This is a genomic window from Marinomonas aquimarina (genome assembly GCF_900089755.1).
GTDB lineage: Bacteria > Pseudomonadota > Gammaproteobacteria > Pseudomonadales > Marinomonadaceae > Marinomonas > Marinomonas aquimarina.
This window is the reverse complement of record NZ_FLOC01000013.1, coordinates 63,725-84,820: the sequence shown is the minus strand read 5'-3', so window position 1 is coordinate 84,820 and position 21,096 is coordinate 63,725. Positions and strand designations below refer to the sequence as shown.

Here is a 21,096-nt window from a genome sequence, read left to right as displayed (position 1 = left end):
ACCTCTTATTGTTGCCTTAATCATCGTAGGCTTCGTCTAGATTTTTGACAAATTTACCGTAGTACTCTAAACGATAGCCAACGTTTTCTGTCACCGCATTGGCCGCCGCCAAGGACGCCAGTCTTAGCTTGTCTTGATTGGCTTGCTCTGGGTACAGCGCAACACCTATTTTGATACCGCCGCTGAGCACCGAAATCTGCTTTGGATCGGCTTTTTGCAGGGCTTTTTGCACCTTTTGTGCGACGATCGGCGCGTCATCTAACTGCATGATGCGCATCGCCATGACGAACTCATTATCGGAGCTGTTGGCCAATAAATCGTTATCGCGTAATGTCTCACGCAAGGTGTCAGATAACAGTTTCAGTTCATCCTGGTCCGCGTCGCTTGGCACCAGTACCGAGACAAAGGCCAAGCGTTGGAAATAGCGCCGCGCATCACGCAACATCATGTCCAACGCATTATCGAACGCATGCGGTTGTAGCAGGCCAGTCACTTCATTGGTGTGCTCTTGCAAGCGCGCATCGGTTTTCATACGCACCAACATCGCCTTTAGCCATTGAGGTATCGACTGTAGCGCCTGATCGACGGCCCAGTAATGCATACGATGCTCAGAGTCAGAAGGAAGCTTGCTTGAGAACAAACAGAAGGTGAACCAGTTTTTGTCGTTATCCTGTACGCTGACAAGATCACAAGTATCTAGGAAGTGCTCAGCGAGCACATCTTGCCATTGGCTCCAATCCGAGCGCGTTGGCAAGTTTTGCTCACGGGCAAAAGGTCGTGATGGACTGGCAACAAAGGTCGCGAGCGGTTGCGGAATATGGGACACATTCCCCAGCGCATCGCTCAGTGCTGGCCAATCTTTATAATTGAGTATGCGCCAATGGGTCAGATCTTTATCACACCATAGGACGCAAGGGCGTATGTTGCTTGGAAACAACTCCCCAAGGCTGGCGGTCATCTGTTCTACGTAAGACATGAAGTTTGTGCTGCTGGCAACATGCCTCAATAAGACATGATCAATCTTACGCAGCTGTAATAGAAAATCTCGTTGAATCAACGATTCGTGCACTGCATCCAGAAGTGGTGCATCCTGCAGAACAGCATCCTTAGTTTCTATTTTCATAAACCCCAATACCAAAATAGTTAAGCAAAGTGTGTGCCGCAAGAATGTGCACACACTGTCCATTCGCTTACTTTACCATTAAATCAGAGCCTAATCACGACACCCTCTAGCTAAGAGAGTAAACCCGTTGCCCTGAAATAAAGGTCTGACAGACACGTCCTGTCATCTGCTCACCAACAAACCCAGAATTCGACCCTTTTGATTTACGGGTTGTATGATCCCAAGTCCATTTTTCCGTGCTATCAAAAATCACCAGATCTGCAAAGCTACCGACCGCAAGCGAGCCTGCTTCTAGACCGAAACACGCCGCTGGCCCGTAAGTTAAGGCGGTCAGCAATTGCGCCAGCTCTAAGTCACCTTCGTCCATCAAGCGCAGTGCCAACGGCAACAACACTTCAACGTTTGCCATGCCTGGCTCTGTCGCAGCAAACGGCGCTACTTTCGCCATTTTCTCGTGCGGCTGATGGTCCGAACAGATGGCATTGATGACACCCGTTTTCAAACCTTCGATCAGCGTCAGACGATCGTTCTCAGAGCGCAATGGCGGCAACACGTGGAACTGGCCATCGAATTCTTTTAGCACTTCATCCGTTAGCAGTAAGTTATGTAACGCCACATCACTGGTGACATCCAACCCTGCGACCTTAGCATTGGCAATCATTTCCACCGATTTCGCACAGGACAGACGGGCAAAGTGCGCGCGCACGCCACTTTTCTCAACCAACAACAGATCACGCATCAAGGCGATGGTTTCTGCGGTTTCCGGAATCCCCGCCAAACCGTGCATGGTCGACATGGTCCCTTCATGGGCACAGCCGCCTTCCGACAAACTAGGATCATCTGGGTGGAAAACCACTAATAGATCATGGGTCGCAGCGTATTCCAAGGCACGTGACAGCACTCGGTTACTGGCAATATCATGACCATGGTTCGACAGTGCCACACAGCCCGCATCCGTCAAAGCCACCATATTACTCAGTTGCTCACCTTGTAAGCCTTGCGTCAAAGCGCCGATTGGGAAGACGTTGGCCATGCCTGCTTCATCGGCTTTATCTTGAATCAATGCCGCCACCGCAGGCGTATCCACGATGGGCTTAGTATTAGGCGGACACACTAAGGTTGTCACACCGCCAGATACAGCAGCACGCCCCTCAGACGCGATGGTCCCCTTTTGTGAGTAACCTGGGTCACGCAGGGCGACCGCCGTGTCGACTAAGCCAGGGAGTACCCACTTACCCGAAGCGTCCACCACTTCCGCATCATCAAACCCCAGCGGCGCTTCGCCGATGGCAACAATTCGGTGGTCTTCGATAAACAGATCAACAACGGCATCCAGATTTTGGCTTGGGTCGATCACACGACCGTTACTAATGCGAAGTTTCATATCAGCCTTCTTCCCCTGTTGCCTGTTGTTCTTGAACTTGACCACTCATGGCCATCGACATCACCGCCATACGCACTGCAATACCGTTGGTCACCTGATCAAGAATCACCGCTTGGTCGCCATCGGCAACCTCTGATGAGATTTCCACACCACGGTTAATCGGACCTGGGTGCATAACAATCGCATCGGGTTTGGCCCACGCCAGCGACTCTTCCGTCAAACCGTACAGGCGATAGAATTCACTTTCACTTGGCAGTAAGGCTCCAGCCATGCGTTCTTTTTGTAGACGCAGCATGACCACCACATCGACATCATCAAGACCGGCTTTCAAGTCATGACAAATAACAGCGCCCATATCGCGGAAGAATGCCGGCACCAAAGTTTTTGGACCGACTAAGCGGACTTCCTCAACCCCAAGGGTTTTTAAGGCATGCAGTTCTGAGCGCGCCACTCGTGAATGCAGAATATCGCCCACGATGGCGACTTTTAAGCCTTCAAATTGGCCCTTATGACGACGAATCGTCAGCATATCCAGCATCGCTTGAGTCGGGTGTGCGTGACGACCGTCACCGGCATTAATGATGGCCACGTTTGGTGTACAGTGCTCCGCGATGAAGTGCGGTGCCCCACTGTCTTGGTGACGTACCACAAACATATCACTTTGCATCGCCTGCAAATTTTGCAGCGTATCCAATAACGATTCACCCTTAGAGGTAGCCGACGTGGCAATGTTTAGGTTAATCACGTCCGCAGATAAGCGTTTCGCGGCCAATTCAAATGTCGTACGCGTACGAGTGGAATTTTCAAAGAATAGATTTACAACGGTTTTGCCGCGTAGCAGTGGCACTTTCTTAACGGATTGTTCCCCCATTGAAAGGAACGACTCGGCTCGGTCGAGGATTTCCGTCAGAATTTCTTTACTCAAGCCATCCAGAGTCAGGAAGTGCTTTAGTTGACCTTGTTCGTTTAGCTGTAACGCCCGAGGGTCGGATCGCATCATAGTTTGCTTTCCTCAATCACTATGTATGATAGGAAAATGCCCGGCGTAGGCATGTGCTACGACCGGGCATTCGTGGGCTAGATAGGCGATTTGGCACTTTACGTCGCCAAACATCACGTCATTAGCGAACCACTGTATCCAAGATCTAATTGTCGTATGAGTTGCTGCAAAAATAAAGCGTAGGCAGCAATTTTAGTGGGTTTCGATCACAGAAACCGTTAATGGCGTCGGCCCTGATAACTTCACGCGCTGATTTTCCGCCAAGGATAACTGCTCACCAACGATGTCCGCACGAATCGGTAATTCACGGCTGTTCAAATCAAATAGGATCGCCAAGGTGATGCTCGCAGGGCGACCAAAGTCGAAAATTTCATTCATGGCCGCACGAATGGTACGACCAGACATCAACACATCGTCCACCAAGATCACATGACGATCTTCAATGGCAGGCAAATTAGTGCTGCCTACCTGTGGATGCAAACCTGCTCGAGTAAAGTCATCACGGTAAAAGGTGATGTCCAAAGTCGCTAAGTCTTCATCGGTAGGGACCGCGTCGAGAATTTCATTGGCTACCCAAACACCGCCAGAATGAATGCCCACCACGATCGGGTTTTCAATGTTTTGCTGCTGACAGTAATCAGCCAATTGCTGCTTCATTGAGTTCAGCGCTTTATCTAGATCCAACGTCATATGTGATGCTTATCCTAAGTTCATACATCCGATGCACTGGCGTGTTGTGCAAACCATGACTCTAAAATCATTTGTGCCGCCAATCCATCTACCGAGTTCTCTTTAAAATTGCGATTCCCGCCTTGGGCAATGACCTGCCCCTTTGCTTCGTAAGAAGACAGGCGTTCGTCCATCATATGGTAAGGGCGGTTGTAACGTCCATGCAGACGCTTGGCGAATTTTCGTGCTCGTTGACACATCTCATTTTCGCTGCCGTCCATATTCAGAGGTAAACCGACGACAAAGGCATCCGGCTGCCACTCTTCCACCAATGCACTGATGGTATCCCAATTGGGAATACCATCATTGGCTTTTAACGGCGCCAGTGGGCGGCCTAAACCGGTTAAACTTTGGCCGATGGCTACCCCAATTCGGGTGGTACCAAAATCAAACCCCAATACCGCGATGGCAGTATTGGGGTTTGTCGACGTCTGTGAATGCGACGTATCAGTCATCAAGCGTGTCCTATATCTGGCGACAATAAACTCATATCCAGTCCCAGCACCTTGGTGGCAGCGGTAAACTGCAAATCACTGGGGGTATTAAATAATACGTCTAAATCCGCCTCACACACCAGCCAATCATTGTTGGCGATCTCGGTTTCTAGCTGCCCTTCTTCCCATCCGGCACAACCAAGTGTGATTAAACACGATTCTGGCCCCTCCCCTGCGGCAATGTGCTCCAGCGTTTCCAAAGAGGCTGATAAACATACCTCATCGGTCACTTTTAATGTGTTACCCCAGTGTTTATCACTGGTGTGCAAAATAAAACCACGTTCAGATTCCACTGGGCCGCCAACATAAATCGGCTCAGAAGTTAATTTTGGCACAGCGATTTGCATTCCAAGGTGTTCAGCCAACTCGCCAAAATCGATGCTTGAAGGACGATTGATCACCACCCCCATGGCACCGGTATCAGTGTGTTCACACAAGTAAACGACAGTATGTTCAAAGTTCGGATCGTTCAAATGCGGCATAGAAATCAAAAAGTGATTCTTTAACGATTGGAATGTATTCGTCATATAAAACGCCCTCTGTTTGAAAACGACGCAAGAGCTCGCGCCTGACTTCCTCGATCAAAATAAACGCTCTTTCTTGATAACACTGAAAATCGAGGACCGTAAAGGCAGTATAGGCCAATAGACTCATTTGCCCACCAATAAGCAGCATTTATCTGAATATTCCTTCATTTTTCAAACAATGCTGTTAGACTCATAAAATATAAACCAATTGGTCAATATTAGTCTAATCTGCTCCACATTCAATGCCATAAGGGTCGTTCACTTGCTCAACAAATCTCAACAAATCTGTTTAGAGAGGTGGCGTAACCACTATCTCGAAGAGACCGTTGACCGACGCTACTTCTTTCACAGCGGCTGGTCCTCTTAGGTATTCCTTCATCTCCGTCAATTTAATTTTTAGTTGGCTAAGCTATGCTCAAGCCAAGCTCGGATTTGTTTACAGGAAGCTCCCATGACTTTAGAAGCCGTTGATTACCATAGCCCAAATGCCGCCCAAGACTTCGTGAAATCGTTGCGCGAAACCGGCTTTGGCGTATTGAAGAACCACCCTATCCGCCAGCAGTTGGTAACAGACATTTATCAGCACTGGCACACCTTCTTTAACAGCGCAGACAAGCATAACTATCGCTACAACGTCGGCACTCAGGACGGCTACTTTCCAGCCGAGGTATCCGAAACGGCGAAAGGCCATACTCAGAAAGATATTAAGGAATACTTTCACTATTACCCTTGGGGGCAGTGCCCAACTGAGTATAAAGCGGAACTGGCGCAGTATTATCAAGAAGCCAACCAGCTGGCAGAAGAGCTATTAGGCTGGATTGAGCAGTACACGCCTGCCGACATCGCTGGTCACTATTCACAACCGCTATCGAGCATGATCGAGAACAGTGATCAAACCCTACTGCGCGTGCTGCACTACCCACCCTTAAAAGGTGACGAAGAACTTGGCGCGATTCGCGCAGGGGCTCACGAAGACATTAACCTAATCACCATTTTGCCCGCTGCGAACGAGCCTGGCTTACAGGTGAAGCTAAAAGATGGCCATTGGATGGACGTCCCCTGTGACTTCGGTAATTTGATCGTCAATATTGGCGATATGCTACAAGAAGCGTCTGCAGGCTATTTTCCCTCAACCTCCCACCGGGTGATCAACCCAGAAGGCACCGATAAAACCAAAGCTCGTATTTCACTGCCGCTATTTTTGCATCCGCGTCCTGACGTCAAATTATCCGAACGTCACACCGCTGGCTCTTACTTACATGAGCGCTTAGTGGAATTAGGTGTCCTTTAAAAGCCAATGATCCTAACGAGGTGCCTGAGTGCATCTCGTTAGGGTCCAACATCCGCTAAAAACCCGACCAGCACGGCCTGAGTGTGCAGATTTGGACGCAGAGGCAACAAGTTTGGACTGGGAAACAAGTCTTTCAAGCCGATTACGCTAACGTTATTAACAGCAGTGTGCAGGCCTTTGCCTGACACTGTTTAATAATAATTAAGGGAGTATGTTATGAAAGCAGCTGTTGCCAATACGTTCGGCTCAATTCTAAAGATTGAAGATGTTCAAAAGCCCACTATCGAACCACACCAAATTTTAGTCAAAATTCATGCCTGTGGCGTCTGTCATACAGACTTACACGCGTGTCACGGTGACTGGCCGGTGAAACCAACCTTGCCCCTCATTCCTGGGCACGAAGGAGTCGGTGAAATTGTCGAACTAGGCAGTGCTGTCACACACCTTAACCTAGGTGACCGTGTCGGCATTCCTTGGCTATACAGTGCTTGCGGTCATTGCGAATATTGTCTTGCAGGCCAAGAAAGCTTGTGTATGTCACAGCAGAATGCGGGCTATTCAGTGGCAGGTGGCTATGCGGAATATTGTGCGGCTCATGCAGACTACGTGATTAAGGTGCCTGAAGGCCTAGACTACGTCGATGCAGCGCCCCTGTTTTGTGCCGGCGTCACCACTTATAAAGCTCTCAAAGTGTCAGACGCTAAGCCAGGTCAATGGGTGGCAGTGTTTGGTGTCGGTGGCCTCGGGCACCTAGCGGTGCAATATGCAGTAGCCATGGGCCTACGCGTTGTCGCCGTGGACACTGGCGATGCCAAACGCGAACTAGCAACGTCTCTGGGTGCCGAATACTTCTTTGATTTTATGACCGATAACGTGGTGGAAGACATCAAGGCAGCCACCGGTGGCGTACACGGCAGTGTCTGTACCGCCGTCAGCAAAGCCGGCTTCCGTCAAAGTTACGATGTGGTGCGTCGTGGCGGTAAATGTGTCTTGGTGGGTCTACCACCGGAAGACATGCCACTGCCTATCTTTGACACTGTTCTTAATGGTGTCAGCGTCGTGGGCTCCATCGTAGGTACCCGTAAAGACCTAGAAGAGTGCTTAGAGTTCGCCGCACGCGGTAAAGTCAAAGCCATCATCACTGAGAAAAAACTCGACGATATCAACGATATTTTCCGCGATATGGAAAAAGGCGAGATCACAGGGCGTATCGTCATGTCGATCTAAGCGCCGCAACAGAGTGAGCGGATACTGAAAAGCGAAACCGGCACTGTCGGCTTCGCTTTTTTATGACCTCAACTCATAGGGTCATGTTGCATTTTTAGGTCAGAAAAACGCCAGTTTTGCTGTCACTTAATCCACAGTCTGTGTTATCTTACCGCGTCCTTGAACATTGTTTGCATTTTTCCTGCCCGCAACACACTAGGACGACTTAATTAAAGGGGGTTCTGTGTTTTCTCAGCGAGTGCAAAAATCTTTGCTGTTGTCCGTTCTATTTGGTTGTCACGTAAGCGCTTGGGGCCAATCGGTCACCTTCCCGGTGATAAACTATCCGCCTTACATCATCACCTCAACGGCAGACAATACTGTCTCTGGCATGGACATCCGTATCGTGCGGGAAGCTTTTGCACAAAGAAACATAGACGCCCAGTTTGTTGCTCGCCCATGGCAAGACATTATGCAAGGCATGCAAACTGGCCACACCCTAGGCACTGTCTCTTGCTCACGTCGTCCCGAGCGAGTGTCCTTTATGCTGTTCAGTGATGAGCTCGGCACCACCAGTCGCGCGGTCATCAGTCGCACCGATTTAGATACTTACAATATCGAAAGTGTCTACGACTTAGCCGATTACCGCGTCGTTGCCGTCAAGGGCTGGGATATGGAGCAACAACTGCAGGAACGCAAAATCCCCCATCAACAAATGAGCTCATTGAGTGAAGGCTTAACTGCCGTGGTCAATGGTGACAGTGATCTGTTCTATGTCTCCGACTACCCGGCCATGTATCAAGCACGTCAACAGGGCATTCACAAACAACTCAAAGTCACCAGCATCGTTTCCGAACCACTGGTACCGCTGCATGTTTGCTTTAGCAAACAACATCCTGAAGCACGCAGCCTAATGCAAGAGTTCAATAAAGGGCTACAAGCCATCAAACGTAATGGTGTTTACCAAACCATCCGTAACGAGTATTTGTAGCCCTCAATCGCCCAGTGATTAGGCGATCGGACAGGCGGGTAAATGCCAGATTTCATCGGCGTACTCTTGAATGGTACGATCCGATGAAAACTTCGCCATCCGTGCAGTATTTAAAATCGCCATCTTTGCCCAACGGGATTGATCACGGTAGGCTTCTGATACCCGCTCCTGACAATCAATATAAGCACGATAATCGGCCAGCACTTTAAAGCGGTCGCCATGTTCCAATAAGGTCGTGCGAATGTCATCAAAGGCATGCGGCTCATGGGGACAAAAGTAGCCCGAACAGAGCCAATCTAGCGCGTTTTTCAGCTCTTCATCCCCATGATAGTAGTCATAAGGGTTATAGCCATGACGATCCAGCGCTTGCACATCGTCTACCTGTAAACCAAAGATAAAGATGTTGTCATCGCCCACCTCTTCCTTGATCTCCACATTAGCGCCATCCAAGGTACCAATGGTCAAGGCTCCATTCAGCGCCAACTTCATATTGCCCGTACCGGATGCCTCCTTACCGGCCGTGGAGATCTGCTCCGACAAATCCGCCGCTGGAATGATCTTAGCTGCTAGTGAGACACGGTAGTTGGGCAAAAACACTACCTTTAACTTGCCGCGAATACGTTGATCGTTGTTGATCACATCCGCCACCGCATTGATGGCATGGATAATGGTTTTCGCCAAGGCATACCCAGGCGCCGCCTTCGCGCCAAAAATAAACACGCGCGGCACAATGTCGAGATCTGGGTCGTTCAATAGACGATGGTACAGGGTTAAAATATTCAACAGACTCAGATGCTGACGCTTGTATTCGTGCAGACGTTTGATTTGCACATCAAACATGGCATTTGGATCGACTTCGACACCGCACTCCGCCTGAATCACGTCCGCCAAACGCTGTTTGTTCTGGTGCTTAATCGCCATAAACGCCAACTGAAAGTCCTCATCCTCCGCAAATTCTTCCAATTTACGTAACCGTTCGAGGTTCTTGGGCCAGTCCTTTTCAATGCCATATTGTTCAAACAACTGGCCTAGGCCAAGGTTGCAGTTAAGCAACCAGCGGCGTGGGGTAATGCCATTGGTTTTGTTGGTCAGCTTGTCTGGGTAGAATTCATGGAAGCGGGCAAACAGGTCGGTTTTCAATAACTCCGAATGCAGCGCCGCAACACCATTGACCTTATGGCTACCAACCACGGCCAGATGCGCCATGCGCACCATCTTGTGCTGGCCCTCTTGAATGATGGAAAGCTCCGTTTTGATATCATCACGGCCCGGCCAACGCTGTTCGACCTGCTCCATAAAGCGATAGTTGATCTCATAGATCAGCTGCAGGTGACGCGGTAAGACTTTTTCAAACAGCCCTACGCTCCAGGTTTCTAATGCCTCTGGTAGCAAGGTGTGGTTGGTGTAGGCAAAAATACGCGTTACCAAGGACCAAGCGTGGTCCCAATGCAGGCGTTTGTCATCGACCAAGATGCGCATCAACTCCACCACCGCAATGGCAGGGTGCGTATCGTTTAATTGGATGGCGGCTTTTTCCGGTAACTGATCCCAATCCGAGCCATTGTTACGTTCGAAGCGACGCATAATATCCGCCAGTGAACAGGCGACAAAGAAGTACTGTTGCACCAAGCGCAGCTCTTTACCATTTTCGTTTTTATCGTTGGGATACAGCACCTTAGAAATGGTTTCGCCGATGGCTTTAGAGCGCACCGCTTCCACGTAGTCACCCTTATTAAACTCATCCAGATCAAAGTCTTCGGTGGAACGGGAAGACCACAAGCGTAGGAAGTTCACGGTTTTGGTGTCGTAGCCCGCGACCGGAATATCATGGGGAATACCGAGCACGTTTTTGGTATCCACCCAACGTGGGTGATAGTTACCAAAGCTGTCGTAAGACGCCTCCACACGACCATAAAACTGAATGGTTTGTGCGTACTCTGGACGAATCAACTCCCATGGGGTGCCATAGTTGATCCAAGTATCCGGGTGCTCAACTTGCTTGCCATGATGAAAATCTTGCTTAAACAGACCAAACTCATAGTAGATGCCATAACCTACTGCCGGCAGGTCTAAGGTGGCTAAGGAATCGAGGAAGCACGCCGCTAATCGCCCTAACCCACCATTGCCAAGTCCCATGTCCATTTCTTCATCACAGACCTCATGCCACGAGAGGCCCAGTTCACTGATGGCCTGCTGTGCTTCCTCAAACACCCGCACGTTGTGGACGTTATTCACCAGCATACGCCCCATCAAGTACTCCATTGATAGGTAATACAGACGACGTACGTTATCTTCGTTATGGCGGGTTTGCGTCAACACCATATCATCGATAATGCGATCACGTACGGCCAGAGACAAACATAACCACCAATCACGGTGACTGGCTTGCTCGGCACGCAGTGCCAAGGTGTAGCGCATGTGGTACAAGATGCCCTGTTTCAGTTCAAGGCAGGAAGCCATCTTGGCCGTGGATAGCTGTTCTGATGGGGTCGGCATTGCTATCGTCCTCTAAATTGGAAAGGTGATGAGTGCATTGTATGGGCGCTATGTTGCAACGCCATTGCGACGCCTCACTGGCGGCATGGGCACACCCACGGGAGTGTTACCTACTTCACTTCTCTATGCAAAAAAAGCTATGCAAAAAAAAAGCCGACTCCATAGAGTCGGCCCAATCATCAAGGAGGGAACCTTGTTCAGAAACGCTTACCAAATAAAGTGGCGTGCTTCCACGTCCAGTGCCGTGAACGGAATCGAAGCCCCTTGCTTCTGCGCAACCGCATGACACACGATCAGAGGAATCAAGTGTTCTTCACGTGGGTGACAGAAACGGCCACCTTCCACGCTGGCCCATTTGGCCCAACGCGCTTTGGCATCGTCTAAGCTCACATCCGCTGCCGTGACGGTGTCGTCCAACCACGTCTGAAAGGCATGCACATCATGGTTAATTTGTGCCGTTTTCGGGGCAAAGAAAGTACGCATGTTGTGAAAACTAAAACCTGAACCAATCACCAAGGCATCCTCTGGTAACACCTTGGCCAGTTGCTCACCAAACTGCCAATGCTGTACTGGGTTCAAAGAGCTGGCCAAGGAAATCTGCAGCACAGGAATGTTGGCTTCTGGGTACATCAGCATCAGCGGGATAAACATGCCGTGGTCAAAACCACGAGCTTCATTCAAACGAACGTGGCTGCCCGCCGCCGCCATTTTTGCCGCGATATCACGCGCCAGTTGCGGCGCACCAGGGGCTGGATATTGCAGCTGGTAGGATTCATCAGGGAACCCATAGTAGTCATAGATCAAATCTGGATTGGCGCCAGCAGTGATTTCAAAATCCGTCGTTTCCCAGTGAGCACTGATCATCACGATCACAGACGGCTGCGCTGGCAATTGCTGGGTGAGATCTCGCAATGTGGATACCAATTGCGCGTGGCTAGGATCCCCCAATACCGGCATTGGACCACCACCGTGAGAAACAAAAGCGACGTTAGACATATGGGACTCCTAGAACAAATTCGTGGTGCGCTAAATAGCGGATGGAGAAATATTAGACCTAGCTCCGTTGATAATAAATAACCTAAAAAGCAACTTTTTATTTACTTAAATGAAATAATATTCCCACACACAAGGCTTTCACCGCATCTCTCCCAGCTCTCACCTAGAGCACTATTTGTCACCCATATAGCGTCAACTAGCAACACAGCGTACCAAATAGTCAAATGTTCAAAGGGTAGGCAGCATGTTAGATTCGACCCTTTCATTTACACAACTTGTGCTAAATGCATCTATAAGTTTACACAATGTCACCTTTGTGACGGCCATAAACTAAAATTTTCCTATTGAGCTGGCGACAACCAGCATCTAACAATTAGAAACGCTCAAAGAGCGATTATCACAGGAGAACTGCTATGCAAGCATTCATTGATTTCCTCAACGGAATCATCTGGAGTCCTGCTCTCATCTACTTGTGCCTTGGCGCCGGTTTGTTCTACTCCATTTTGACGCGCTTCGCGCAAGTGCGACACTTCAAAGAGATGTGGTCGCTGCTGTTTAACTCAACGCCATCTGAAAAAGGCATCTCTTCGTTCCAAGCCTTAGCGGTATCTCTTTCAGGTCGTGTTGGTACCGGTAATATCGCCGGCGTTGCCGCAGCCATCGGCTTTGGTGGTCCCGGCGCCGTATTCTGGATGTGGGTCGTTGCCTTTCTAGGTGCCAGCACCGCTTACGCCGAATCCACACTGGGTCAAATCTACAAAATCAATGACAACGGCCAGTACCGTGGTGGCCCTGCTTACTACTTTGAAAGAGGCCTGCGTATGAAGTGGCTGGGCGTGTTGTTTGCGCTTGCTTCGATCATTGCCTGCGGTGTCTTCTTACCGGGCATTCAGGCCAACTCAGTGGGCAATGCGGTGGCTCAGGTATTCGGCCCTGGTGACTTGATTCAAACCACCTTTGGTGAAGTTGGCACCACGAAAATAGTGGCATTGGCAGTCATCCTAGTAGTATTGGCCTTCATCATTTTCGGCGGTATCAAGCGTATTGCCAACTTTACTCAGATCATCGTGCCATTCATGGCCATGGGCTACATCATCATGGCCTTGATCGTGGTCTTCCTAAACTTGGATCAAGTACCCGGCATTTTTGCGATGATTGTGTCTGATGCCTTTACCGCGCAAGCAGGCTTTGGGGCAGCGATCGGCTGGGGTGTAAAACGTGGTGTTTACTCCAACGAAGCCGGTCAGGGTACAGGCCCTCACGCGGCGGCCGCAGCCGAAGTGCAGCACCCTGCACAACAGGGTCTAGTACAAGCTTTCTCTGTATACGTGGACACTCTGTTTGTGTGTACCGCTACCGCGCTGATGATCTTGATTACGCAGCAATACAACGTCCAAGGCGCTTTGCCTGACGGTCAATTTATCGTGCAAAACATACCGGCTGATGTGATCATTGCTTCGCCAGCCTTTACGCAGATGGCCCTACAGAGCATCTTTGGTAACTTTGGCTCAGCGTTCGTCGGCATTGCTTTGTTCTTCTTCGCCTTTACCACGATTTTGGCGTACTACTACATTGCTGAAACCAACGTTGCTTACCTACGCCGTGCCCTAAAACTGCATGTGCCGCTTACTTTTGTAAAACTGCTGATCATGTTTATGGTCGCTTACGGTACCGTCAACACAGCAGGCTACATCTGGAATCTAGGTGACGTGGGTGTGGGCTTGATGGCATGGTTAAACATCGTCGGTATCATCGTGATCTTCTTTATGGCGCGCCCGACCATGAAAGCGCTAAAAGACTACGAAGACCAAAAAGCCGCGGGGGTTGAAGAGTACACCTTCGATCCGAAAGCATTAGGCATTGAAGGAGCGGACTTCTGGGAAAAACGCTTAGAAGAAAAGCAACAGCAGAAATAAGCCGAGCGCTTTGATCCATTATAAAAAAGACCATTTGGGCTCCCCCAAATGGTCTTTTTATTTGCCTCTTAGCCTCAATTTAAGCCGTTGTTTAGTACGCCTTTGCAGCGTTTGAAACAGACTCCTAAATGGCTCTAGCCATTGCCCTAACATACCCATCTCATCAATAGCTTGACCGGTGCCGTAGCGAAGCGTTTGATCGTCATTGCCTGGATGCCAGCTACCAAAAAGCCTGTCCCAAAGTGCTAGGGTCACACCAAAATTGCGGTCATAGTGTTGTCGCGCCACGGAATGATGCACCTGATGTTGCGCCGGCGAAATCAACCACTTTTCCAGTTTGGATCCATAACTCAACGCAACACCTGAATGTCTTAGGTTAGCCCCTAAAACATTAAAGACAAAGGTAGTTATCAAGACTCCAAAGACTTGCCAGAGACTGACCTGATTTGGAAACGCCACTAGGAAAATACTAATCACTAGACTTTGACTGGCCATAGAACGTAGGAAGAACAGCAGGCCTTCGATAGGGTGTGTGCGAAACACGGTAAAAGGCGTCAGTACCTTGGCGCCGTGGTGTACCTGATGAAACGCCCACAACCAAGGCGTTTTATGCATCGCCCAATGCACTAAGAAGCGAGAAAAGTCATCCACCAAGAAGTAACACAGGGAGAATAACACCACCACGGTGGCGTCAGACCAACCTAATTGCAGGTCGCCAAAGCCCTGCTGCTGCCAATAGAAATAGAGCCAACTGACCCACACGGCTTGGGTGAAGGTTTTTGGAATCAATACGCCTAATAATAGACGGTTAGCGAGCCATAACTGGTAATCAGTGCGTGCGGAACGGTGCCACCAGACCCGCCAAGAGAGGTAAGGCTTGAGTCGCGCCCAGCCCAACGCGCCATAGCGCAAGGAAAGCACGAGCCAAGCAAACAAGACCGCCGACAGCAGATACCACAGTGATACCCGTTTACTGCTATCGACTAAAGACGAGCTGGCCGCGGCCAGCTCGTCTGCTAACCAGACAACAAAGGTTTCCAGCATGATGCGCCATCTACCCTGTTAGATCCGGTCGTTAGTCATTTTCAGCGCTCTGACCCGCAGCATCGATCTGCTTAAGCACATCGCTCATACCGCCAGTTTTGTCTTTCAACTTAGCTTTTAAGTCAAAGCTTTGCGCCAGTAGGTTTTGTACCTTGATCATGTTCAGCTTGTACTCTTGCATGCTGCCACTAGACGCTTGTACGAAACCACCTTGACCATCTTGCGCCACGACTTGCATGTCACCAAATAGTACTGGGCTGAAACCGATAAGACGGTCAAGACCGGCTTGTGCATTGCCCAAGTCACGACCTGCGGCTTCCAACGCTAGGGCAAAGCCTTTCAATTCGCCCCAATGCTTCACGTAGTTACGGAAGGATTTGCTCACATCACCGTGCGCTTCTTCTACGGCTGCGATTTTCTCAAGATCGGAGTAGACACTGCCAGCGTACTTAAAGGCCGCTTCGGCAATCACTTGTTGCCAAGCTGTGGCGATGGTCGCTGCGTAAGCTTTTAGCTCGCTACGCTGTGCATCCGTTAAGCGCTCACCTTTGGCATCGCTAATCAATTGGCGGCCATCCACGAACGCCTGCATGATAGTATGGAAATAGTTAGTGCCTGCACTCGCATCAATGCTCGCCGCGTAATAAGCGTGGGCATACGCCATTTCAGACTTCAGATCCACCACACCATCGCCATTGGCATCTGCTTTAGCGAAGTACTCTGGGTTTTGCTTAGTGATTTGCACCACTTCTTCAGGCGTTAGTTCCAAACCGTGCGCAGGCGCACCAAAGTAACCGAAGGCTTCATCCCATACGTGCTCTTTGCCTGTGTAAGGTACACCGGCTTTGTACGCTTCATTGTTAGGATGCTGATCCGCTTCAAGCTTCTCTTCTAGGTAGTGATTCACCGCTTTGTTGTAGAACACCGCACCCATGGCAAATTTCGATACCAACTGGATGTAATCGTAGCCGTTTACAGGGTCGTAACCTTGGTTGCTTTGTGCCGCTTGCGCAACCAATTGCTCTAGCAGTTCTTGGCCCGTTGGGTTGCCTGGCCAACCGGTGATGACACCATCGTAAGCACTCGACACTAAGTTTTTGCCTTTCGACAGTTCATCAATACTAGACTGCTTGATTGCAAAGCCATCCTTGCTTGCTGGGTCTAACAGTTTACGGCCGTCTTCTGTACCAGATAGGTATTGCAGCATTACCGCTTCATCGCCTTGGCTGACAACTTTCTTCAAAGAGTTGTGCAACGCATGACGCGCAATCTGACCAGAGTAAGATACCGATGACGTAGCGTCACCTTGATAGCCTTTTAAGGTCACATCAAATTCGTAAGATGTGGCTCCTGCCTGCATCGCACCTGCAGCGATAAGCATCGCAAGTAGGCTTTTTTTCATTGTTATATCCCCCTCAAATTAAAGATAGTTGACTTTATCAATTATATTAGATTTAGCTAATTTGAAAGACAGTAACAATTATAAGAACCATTATCAATATCATGTGTTGCAAAAAAAGCCGAAGGGTTGACGCAAATCGCACCATTGGCTCACAGACAGATTTTTCATGGCAACCTTAGGGATACGCGCCCTAACAAGCCCTTATACCCATAACGTCATCATCAGCCACATTATTGCATTGAATTGTTCTGAAAACCTCGCACAATTTTCTTCTCTTATCAGTAAAAAAACCTATGATCGGATTCTTCTAATGCAGCATTCTTGAGGGTCTCTCTGCATGTTAAACGAAGAGTTTATCGATCTACTCAAACGCCTCATTCGCGCCCCATCTGTGGTGGGTGCTGAGCACTCCTTTTTCCGAGTTCTACAACGTGAGTTGGAAGAACGCGGCGCGAACGTGACCTGGTACGAAGGGGTTTTAGTCGCACAAGGAAGCGATCCTTTTAGCACCATGTTTTCGGCACACATTGACCGCCATGGATTAGTGTGTACCGGGCCTAATGAATTCCAATATGCGGCCTTTGTCTCAGCAAACCGCACCGATCTATTGAATAATTCGGTCTCGGAACAACTGATGACTAAGGTCACCGAGCGTTTCAACCAAGAAGGCGTCTATGCTTACGAGCCTTGGTCTGGGGTGTATCGTGGCAAAGGCATGATCCGTAATGGCTACATTTGTGAGTTTCGTAATAACTTAATCTTTGAAGTGGAAGGGTTAGAAGGTGTGGTGGCGGGCACCCCCGTCGCTTTTGAAGACACCTTATCGAAGAACGGAGAGCGCTTAGAAGGTCAACTTGATAACGTGCTCACAGCCGCGTCATTGGTACATCTATTTAGCTTAGGCTTTAAGGGTACCGCGTTCTTTACCGCGCAAGAAGAAGCCGGTAAGAGCTGGCGTTATCTATTGGAATGGTTCCGTCGTTTCGGTGGTACGACAAACCGCTTGTTTGTGGTCGATACCAGTCCTTTCCCAGACATCGAAAGCGCCAATCAGCAGCTGTTGGTGTTGCGTGAAAAAGATGCCAACGCCTCCTTTAACGCAGACAGCACGGCATTGCTGCAACAATTCTGCGAAGAGATTGGTTTTAGCTATTTATACAAAAATCGTTACGTGGAAGCGGAAAACGAAAAACTGCTGGCGGCAGGTCAGGCTCCTAGCTCATTGGGCAGTACTGAGCTGGGTCGTATCATCGCCGCCTCGAACGGGTTAGTAGATGGCACCACGCTACAGATTCCAACCACGGGTTACCATACCATGCACGAATCCGCGTCCGTCGCCTCAATCAACGCCTTTCTGACGATGCTGCAAGCCATCGCCAATTTACGATAAAGCCTGCACATTTTATGCAATGACTCTTTTTTCGCCTATGCTGAAACAAGAGTCGTGCAAAAGTCGTGTAATTGAAACCGAGTTTCCTTAAGCATTCTAATCAGTTGCCGACTTGAGATTGTGTAAAGATGGGCATCAATGTCAGTTTTGCGTAAACACGCTTTAAAAGCCGCACAAAGCAGACACTTCTTGCACTTTTATATCGCAGTCTTATTTGAAAAAATTAATGTACACTTAAGCTATCACTCAGTGACATTCCCCTAAGGAGAGAGACATGTCTAAGATTTTTAAGAAAACAGCAGTTCTAAGTAGTATCCTTGCGGCCTCTGCCGTGGCGACTATGGCACAGGCAGATGCGCCAGTATCTGGTTTCACTCTTACGCCAATGATTGGTTACTCTGTACCGGACAACAATCGTGACCTAGAAGATGATCGTGCGTTAGGCCTAAGCCTTGGTTACCAATTTGATAATCCTTGGGCAGTGGAGTTCACTTACCTGAACCTAGACTCTGAACTAACTGGTGGTCAAAGCATCGATGCTGACCAGTACCGTCTTGACGGCCTATACAGCTTCTTCAGCGAATCTAGCGTTACACCTTATCTAGCAGCTGGTTTGGGTACAACAGAATACAGCAACGACCTACACGGTGACGGCCACACGCAACTAAACGCCGGTGGTGGTTTGAAGTTCGCCCTAAGCGAAAACACCGCACTACGTGCTGACTACCGTCTAATCGATGACCTTGAAGGCGATCACCTAGACCAAGTAGCAACATTGGGTCTGCAGTACACGTTCGGTAAGAAGAAAGCAGCCCCTATGGTTGCCGCAGCACCAGTGGTTGAGCCAGAGCCAATGGTTGAGCCAGAGCCAGTGAAAACAGAACTACCATACGACATTCTATTCGCGTTCGACTCTGCACACGTTGATAGCTCTGAATTCTCTGATCTACAAAGCATCGCTGATCACCTAGCTGCACACCCAGAGCAAGTAGCTCAGGTCCGTGGCTTTGCAGACTCAACTGGTGCACAAGACTACAACCAAGAACTATCTGAAAAACGTGCTCAAGCTGTAGCAAAACTGCTTGTAGAAGACTACGGTGTAGACGCGAGCCGTCTATACACAGTGGGTTACGGTGAAACACACCCAGTAGCGAGCAACGACACTCAAGCTAACCGTCAGCTAAACCGTCGTGCGACAACAGTTTCTTTCTCTTCTCCTGAAGCGATGGAACAGGACATGTCTCACTAAGCCCTTGGCTTAGCTTAAAACTAAAAAACCAGACTTCGGTCTGGTTTTTTTTGCTCGCTAAAAAGTGTACCCGTTAGCGACAGTAGCCTTTTTTAGCCTGCCCTGGTGGGCAAAAGCCACGATAATGGTTATGGTCATATCGATATCGATATCGATCGTAGTCATGTTTACGTTGATGATCCTGATAGCCTGTGCGGCTTGCTTCGATATCCACACCACCAATCTCGCCCGCAACACGGTGCACCGAGCACCCCGATAACACCAACGTCGCTAGTAATAACACTATTATATTCCGCATCGTCTCTCTCCTCTAAGGGGAATCTCGCCAGATTAACGAATGGCTGACTCAACGGTCTAATTGCTTTACAGCCTGCTCGCACAACTTTTCTAAAAGCAGACACTTACGCCCTCTGTTTTATAAAGTACGGCACAAAAAAAGGCGATGCGCCAACCGCGCATCGCCTTTTGCTCAGAACTGTCTTGTTACTTACGAATTAGGCTTCGAAACGAGCTAGGTCCGTTAGTGGGTAGAAATCAGGGTATGGTAGAGACGCAACACCAGAATCTACCGCCGCCTTCGCTACTGCCGCAGAGACTTCCGTTAGCAAGCGTGCATCCATTGGCTTAGGTAGAATGTACTCTTTACCAAACTCAAGTGCCGCACCGCCGTAGGCGTTGATAACGTCTTGTGGTGCAGGCTCTTTGGCTAGATCTTTTAATGCGTGTACTGCTGCCACTTTCATTTCTTCATTAATCTTCGTCGCACGCACGTCCAACGCACCACGGAAGATGAATGGGAAGCCAAGCACGTTGTTCACTTGGTTCGGGTAGTCAGAACGGCCGGTAGCCATGATCAGGTCAGAACGCGCCGCCAGTGCAACTTCTGGGTTGATCTCTGGATCAGGGTTTGAACACGCGAATACCACTGGGTTAGCCGCCATTTTGTTCAATTGCTCAACTGATAACAGATCTGGGCCAGATACACCAATGAATACATCCGCACCTTCGATCGCATCATCAAGGTCACGTGCATCGGTATCAATGGCAAAGGTTGCTTTGTACTCATTTAGATCATCACGACCAGAGTGGATCACACCCTTACGGTCCAATACGAAGATGTTGTCACGCTTCGCGCCACAAGCAATGATTAGGTTCATACAAGCGGTCGCCGCTGCACCCGCACCGAGACAAACGATTTTCGCCTCTTCGATGGCTTTGCCTTGAAGCTCCAGCGCGTTTAGTAGACCCGCTGCGGTTACGATGGCGGTACCGTGTTGGTCATCGTGGAAGACAGGAATGGAACAACGCTCGATCAGCTGGCGTTCGATTTCGAAACACTCAGGCGCCTTGATGTCCTCTAGGTTGATGCCGCCATAAGTATTGGCGATACGTGCAACCGTGTCGATGAAGGCTTCTGGGCTTTCTGCTTCTACTTCAACGTCTACAGAGTTCACACCAGCAAAGCGCTTGAATAGGACACCTTTACCTTCCATTACCGGCTTAGAGGCCAATGGGCCGATGTTACCTAGGCCTAGCACCGCCGTACCATCAGAAATCACGGCAACTAGGTTACCCTTACCCGTGTAGCGGTAAGCCGCTTCTGGGTCTTTTGCGATTTCACGACAAGGCTCAGCTACACCTGGGCTGTACGCCAAGGATAGGTCACGAGAAGTGGCTGTTGGCTTGCTGATGGTAATGTTAAGTTTGCCTGGTACTGGTTTCTCATGGTACTCAAGCGCCGCTTGTTTTAGATCTTCTGCCATTTTTGTTATTCCGTCTAATTAATAGTGTTGTTCGTGTGCTTTGCAGCAAATGGGCTTCTTTCTGGCTGATTGGATGTGGGTGACATCCGCCTAGA

The 21,096-nt window shown here is 49.3% G+C and carries 18 protein-coding genes; 6 read left to right on the top strand and 12 right to left on the bottom strand.

Features of this window, described 5'->3' with window-relative positions; all coding sequences use genetic code 11:
• Positions 1-16: 16 nt before the first annotated feature.
• The 6 genes from MAQ5080_RS11715 to MAQ5080_RS11690 all read right to left on the bottom strand — a co-directional run bounded on the left by MAQ5080_RS11715 (position 17) and on the right by MAQ5080_RS11690 (position 5,257).
• On the bottom strand, positions 17-1,123 hold the full coding sequence (locus tag MAQ5080_RS11715) for a GGDEF domain-containing protein (RefSeq protein WP_067210433.1): 1,107 nt from the start codon (positions 1,121-1,123) through the stop codon (positions 17-19).
• Between the two features lie 106 nt (positions 1,124-1,229).
• Complete coding sequence (locus MAQ5080_RS11710) at positions 1,230-2,507, bottom strand: dihydroorotase (RefSeq protein ID WP_067210430.1); 1,278 nt, start codon at positions 2,505-2,507, stop codon at positions 1,230-1,232.
• A gap of 1 nt (position 2,508) precedes the next feature.
• On the bottom strand, positions 2,509-3,507 hold the full coding sequence (locus tag MAQ5080_RS11705; protein WP_067210427.1) for an aspartate carbamoyltransferase catalytic subunit: 999 nt from the start codon (positions 3,505-3,507) through the stop codon (positions 2,509-2,511).
• A gap of 192 nt (positions 3,508-3,699) precedes the next feature.
• Positions 3,700-4,197, bottom strand: a complete 498-nt coding sequence (gene pyrR / locus MAQ5080_RS11700) for a bifunctional pyr operon transcriptional regulator/uracil phosphoribosyltransferase PyrR (protein WP_067210424.1) — start codon at positions 4,195-4,197, stop codon at positions 3,700-3,702.
• A 20-nt stretch (positions 4,198-4,217) separates the two neighbouring features.
• Positions 4,218-4,691, bottom strand: a complete 474-nt coding sequence (gene ruvX / locus MAQ5080_RS11695) for a Holliday junction resolvase RuvX (protein WP_067210421.1) — start codon at positions 4,689-4,691, stop codon at positions 4,218-4,220.
• Positions 4,691-5,257, bottom strand: coding sequence for a YqgE/AlgH family protein (locus MAQ5080_RS11690; RefSeq protein WP_067210417.1), 567 nt, complete (start codon positions 5,255-5,257; stop codon positions 4,691-4,693). Before MAQ5080_RS11690 ends, ruvX begins: the two co-directional genes overlap by 1 nt.
• 451 nt (positions 5,258-5,708) lie before the next feature.
• On the opposite strand from MAQ5080_RS11690, the gene MAQ5080_RS11685 reads away from it, so the two are divergent.
• The 3 genes from MAQ5080_RS11685 (at position 5,709) to MAQ5080_RS11675 (ending at position 8,745) form a co-directional block, all read left to right on the top strand.
• Positions 5,709-6,548, top strand: a complete 840-nt coding sequence (locus MAQ5080_RS11685; RefSeq protein ID WP_067210414.1) for a 2OG-Fe(II) oxygenase family protein — start codon at positions 5,709-5,711, stop codon at positions 6,546-6,548.
• A 216-nt stretch (positions 6,549-6,764) separates the two neighbouring features.
• On the top strand, positions 6,765-7,775 hold the full coding sequence (adhP, locus tag MAQ5080_RS11680; protein ID WP_067210411.1) for an alcohol dehydrogenase AdhP: 1,011 nt from the start codon (positions 6,765-6,767) through the stop codon (positions 7,773-7,775).
• A 223-nt stretch (positions 7,776-7,998) separates the two neighbouring features.
• Entirely contained in the window at positions 7,999-8,745 is a 747-nt protein-coding gene (locus MAQ5080_RS11675; RefSeq protein WP_067210409.1) for a substrate-binding periplasmic protein, read from the top strand.
• Positions 8,746-8,763: 18 nt separating this feature from the next.
• Here the strand turns inward: MAQ5080_RS11675 and MAQ5080_RS11670 are convergent, their stop codons facing one another.
• Together MAQ5080_RS11670 and MAQ5080_RS11665 are read right to left on the bottom strand one after the other, a co-directional pair.
• Positions 8,764-11,241, bottom strand: coding sequence for a glycogen/starch/alpha-glucan phosphorylase (locus tag MAQ5080_RS11670; protein WP_067210406.1), 2,478 nt, complete (start codon positions 11,239-11,241; stop codon positions 8,764-8,766).
• 207 nt (positions 11,242-11,448) lie between these two features.
• The gene (locus MAQ5080_RS11665) at positions 11,449-12,237 is read right to left on the bottom strand and encodes a DODA-type extradiol aromatic ring-opening family dioxygenase (protein WP_067210404.1); all 789 of its coding nucleotides are present in this window, start codon (positions 12,235-12,237) and stop codon (positions 11,449-11,451) included.
• A 413-nt stretch (positions 12,238-12,650) separates the two neighbouring features.
• On the opposite strand from MAQ5080_RS11665, the gene MAQ5080_RS11660 reads away from it, so the two are divergent.
• Positions 12,651-14,153, top strand: a complete 1,503-nt coding sequence (locus MAQ5080_RS11660; protein WP_067210401.1) for an alanine/glycine:cation symporter family protein — start codon at positions 12,651-12,653, stop codon at positions 14,151-14,153.
• Between the two features lie 57 nt (positions 14,154-14,210).
• Here MAQ5080_RS11660 and MAQ5080_RS11655 read toward each other — a convergent pair whose 3' ends face one another.
• Together MAQ5080_RS11655 and MAQ5080_RS11650 are read right to left on the bottom strand one after the other, a co-directional pair.
• A complete protein-coding gene (locus tag MAQ5080_RS11655; RefSeq protein WP_067210399.1) occupies positions 14,211-15,197 on the bottom strand; it encodes a sterol desaturase family protein in 987 nt (328 codons plus the stop codon).
• A 31-nt stretch (positions 15,198-15,228) separates the two neighbouring features.
• Positions 15,229-16,599, bottom strand: coding sequence for a DUF4856 domain-containing protein (locus tag MAQ5080_RS11650; RefSeq protein WP_067210396.1), 1,371 nt, complete (start codon positions 16,597-16,599; stop codon positions 15,229-15,231).
• A gap of 337 nt (positions 16,600-16,936) precedes the next feature.
• Between MAQ5080_RS11650 and MAQ5080_RS11645 the strand changes: the two genes are divergently transcribed.
• Both MAQ5080_RS11645 and MAQ5080_RS11640 read left to right on the top strand, forming a co-directional pair.
• Positions 16,937-17,989 (top strand): peptidase M42, encoded by a 1,053-nt coding sequence (locus tag MAQ5080_RS11645; RefSeq protein WP_067210393.1) that lies wholly within the window; start codon positions 16,937-16,939, stop codon positions 17,987-17,989.
• 274 nt (positions 17,990-18,263) lie between these two features.
• Positions 18,264-19,238, top strand: coding sequence for an OmpA family protein (locus tag MAQ5080_RS11640; RefSeq protein WP_067210391.1), 975 nt, complete (start codon positions 18,264-18,266; stop codon positions 19,236-19,238).
• A gap of 73 nt (positions 19,239-19,311) precedes the next feature.
• Here MAQ5080_RS11640 and MAQ5080_RS17425 read toward each other — a convergent pair whose 3' ends face one another.
• Together MAQ5080_RS17425 and MAQ5080_RS11635 are read right to left on the bottom strand one after the other, a co-directional pair.
• Positions 19,312-19,536: a membrane lipoprotein lipid attachment site-containing protein gene (locus MAQ5080_RS17425; RefSeq protein WP_156496571.1), complete on the bottom strand. Its 225-nt coding sequence runs from the start codon at positions 19,534-19,536 to the stop codon at positions 19,312-19,314.
• A gap of 196 nt (positions 19,537-19,732) precedes the next feature.
• Complete coding sequence (locus tag MAQ5080_RS11635; RefSeq protein WP_067210385.1) at positions 19,733-21,001, bottom strand: malic enzyme-like NAD(P)-binding protein; 1,269 nt, start codon at positions 20,999-21,001, stop codon at positions 19,733-19,735.
• Between the last annotated feature and the right edge of the window lie 95 nt (positions 21,002-21,096).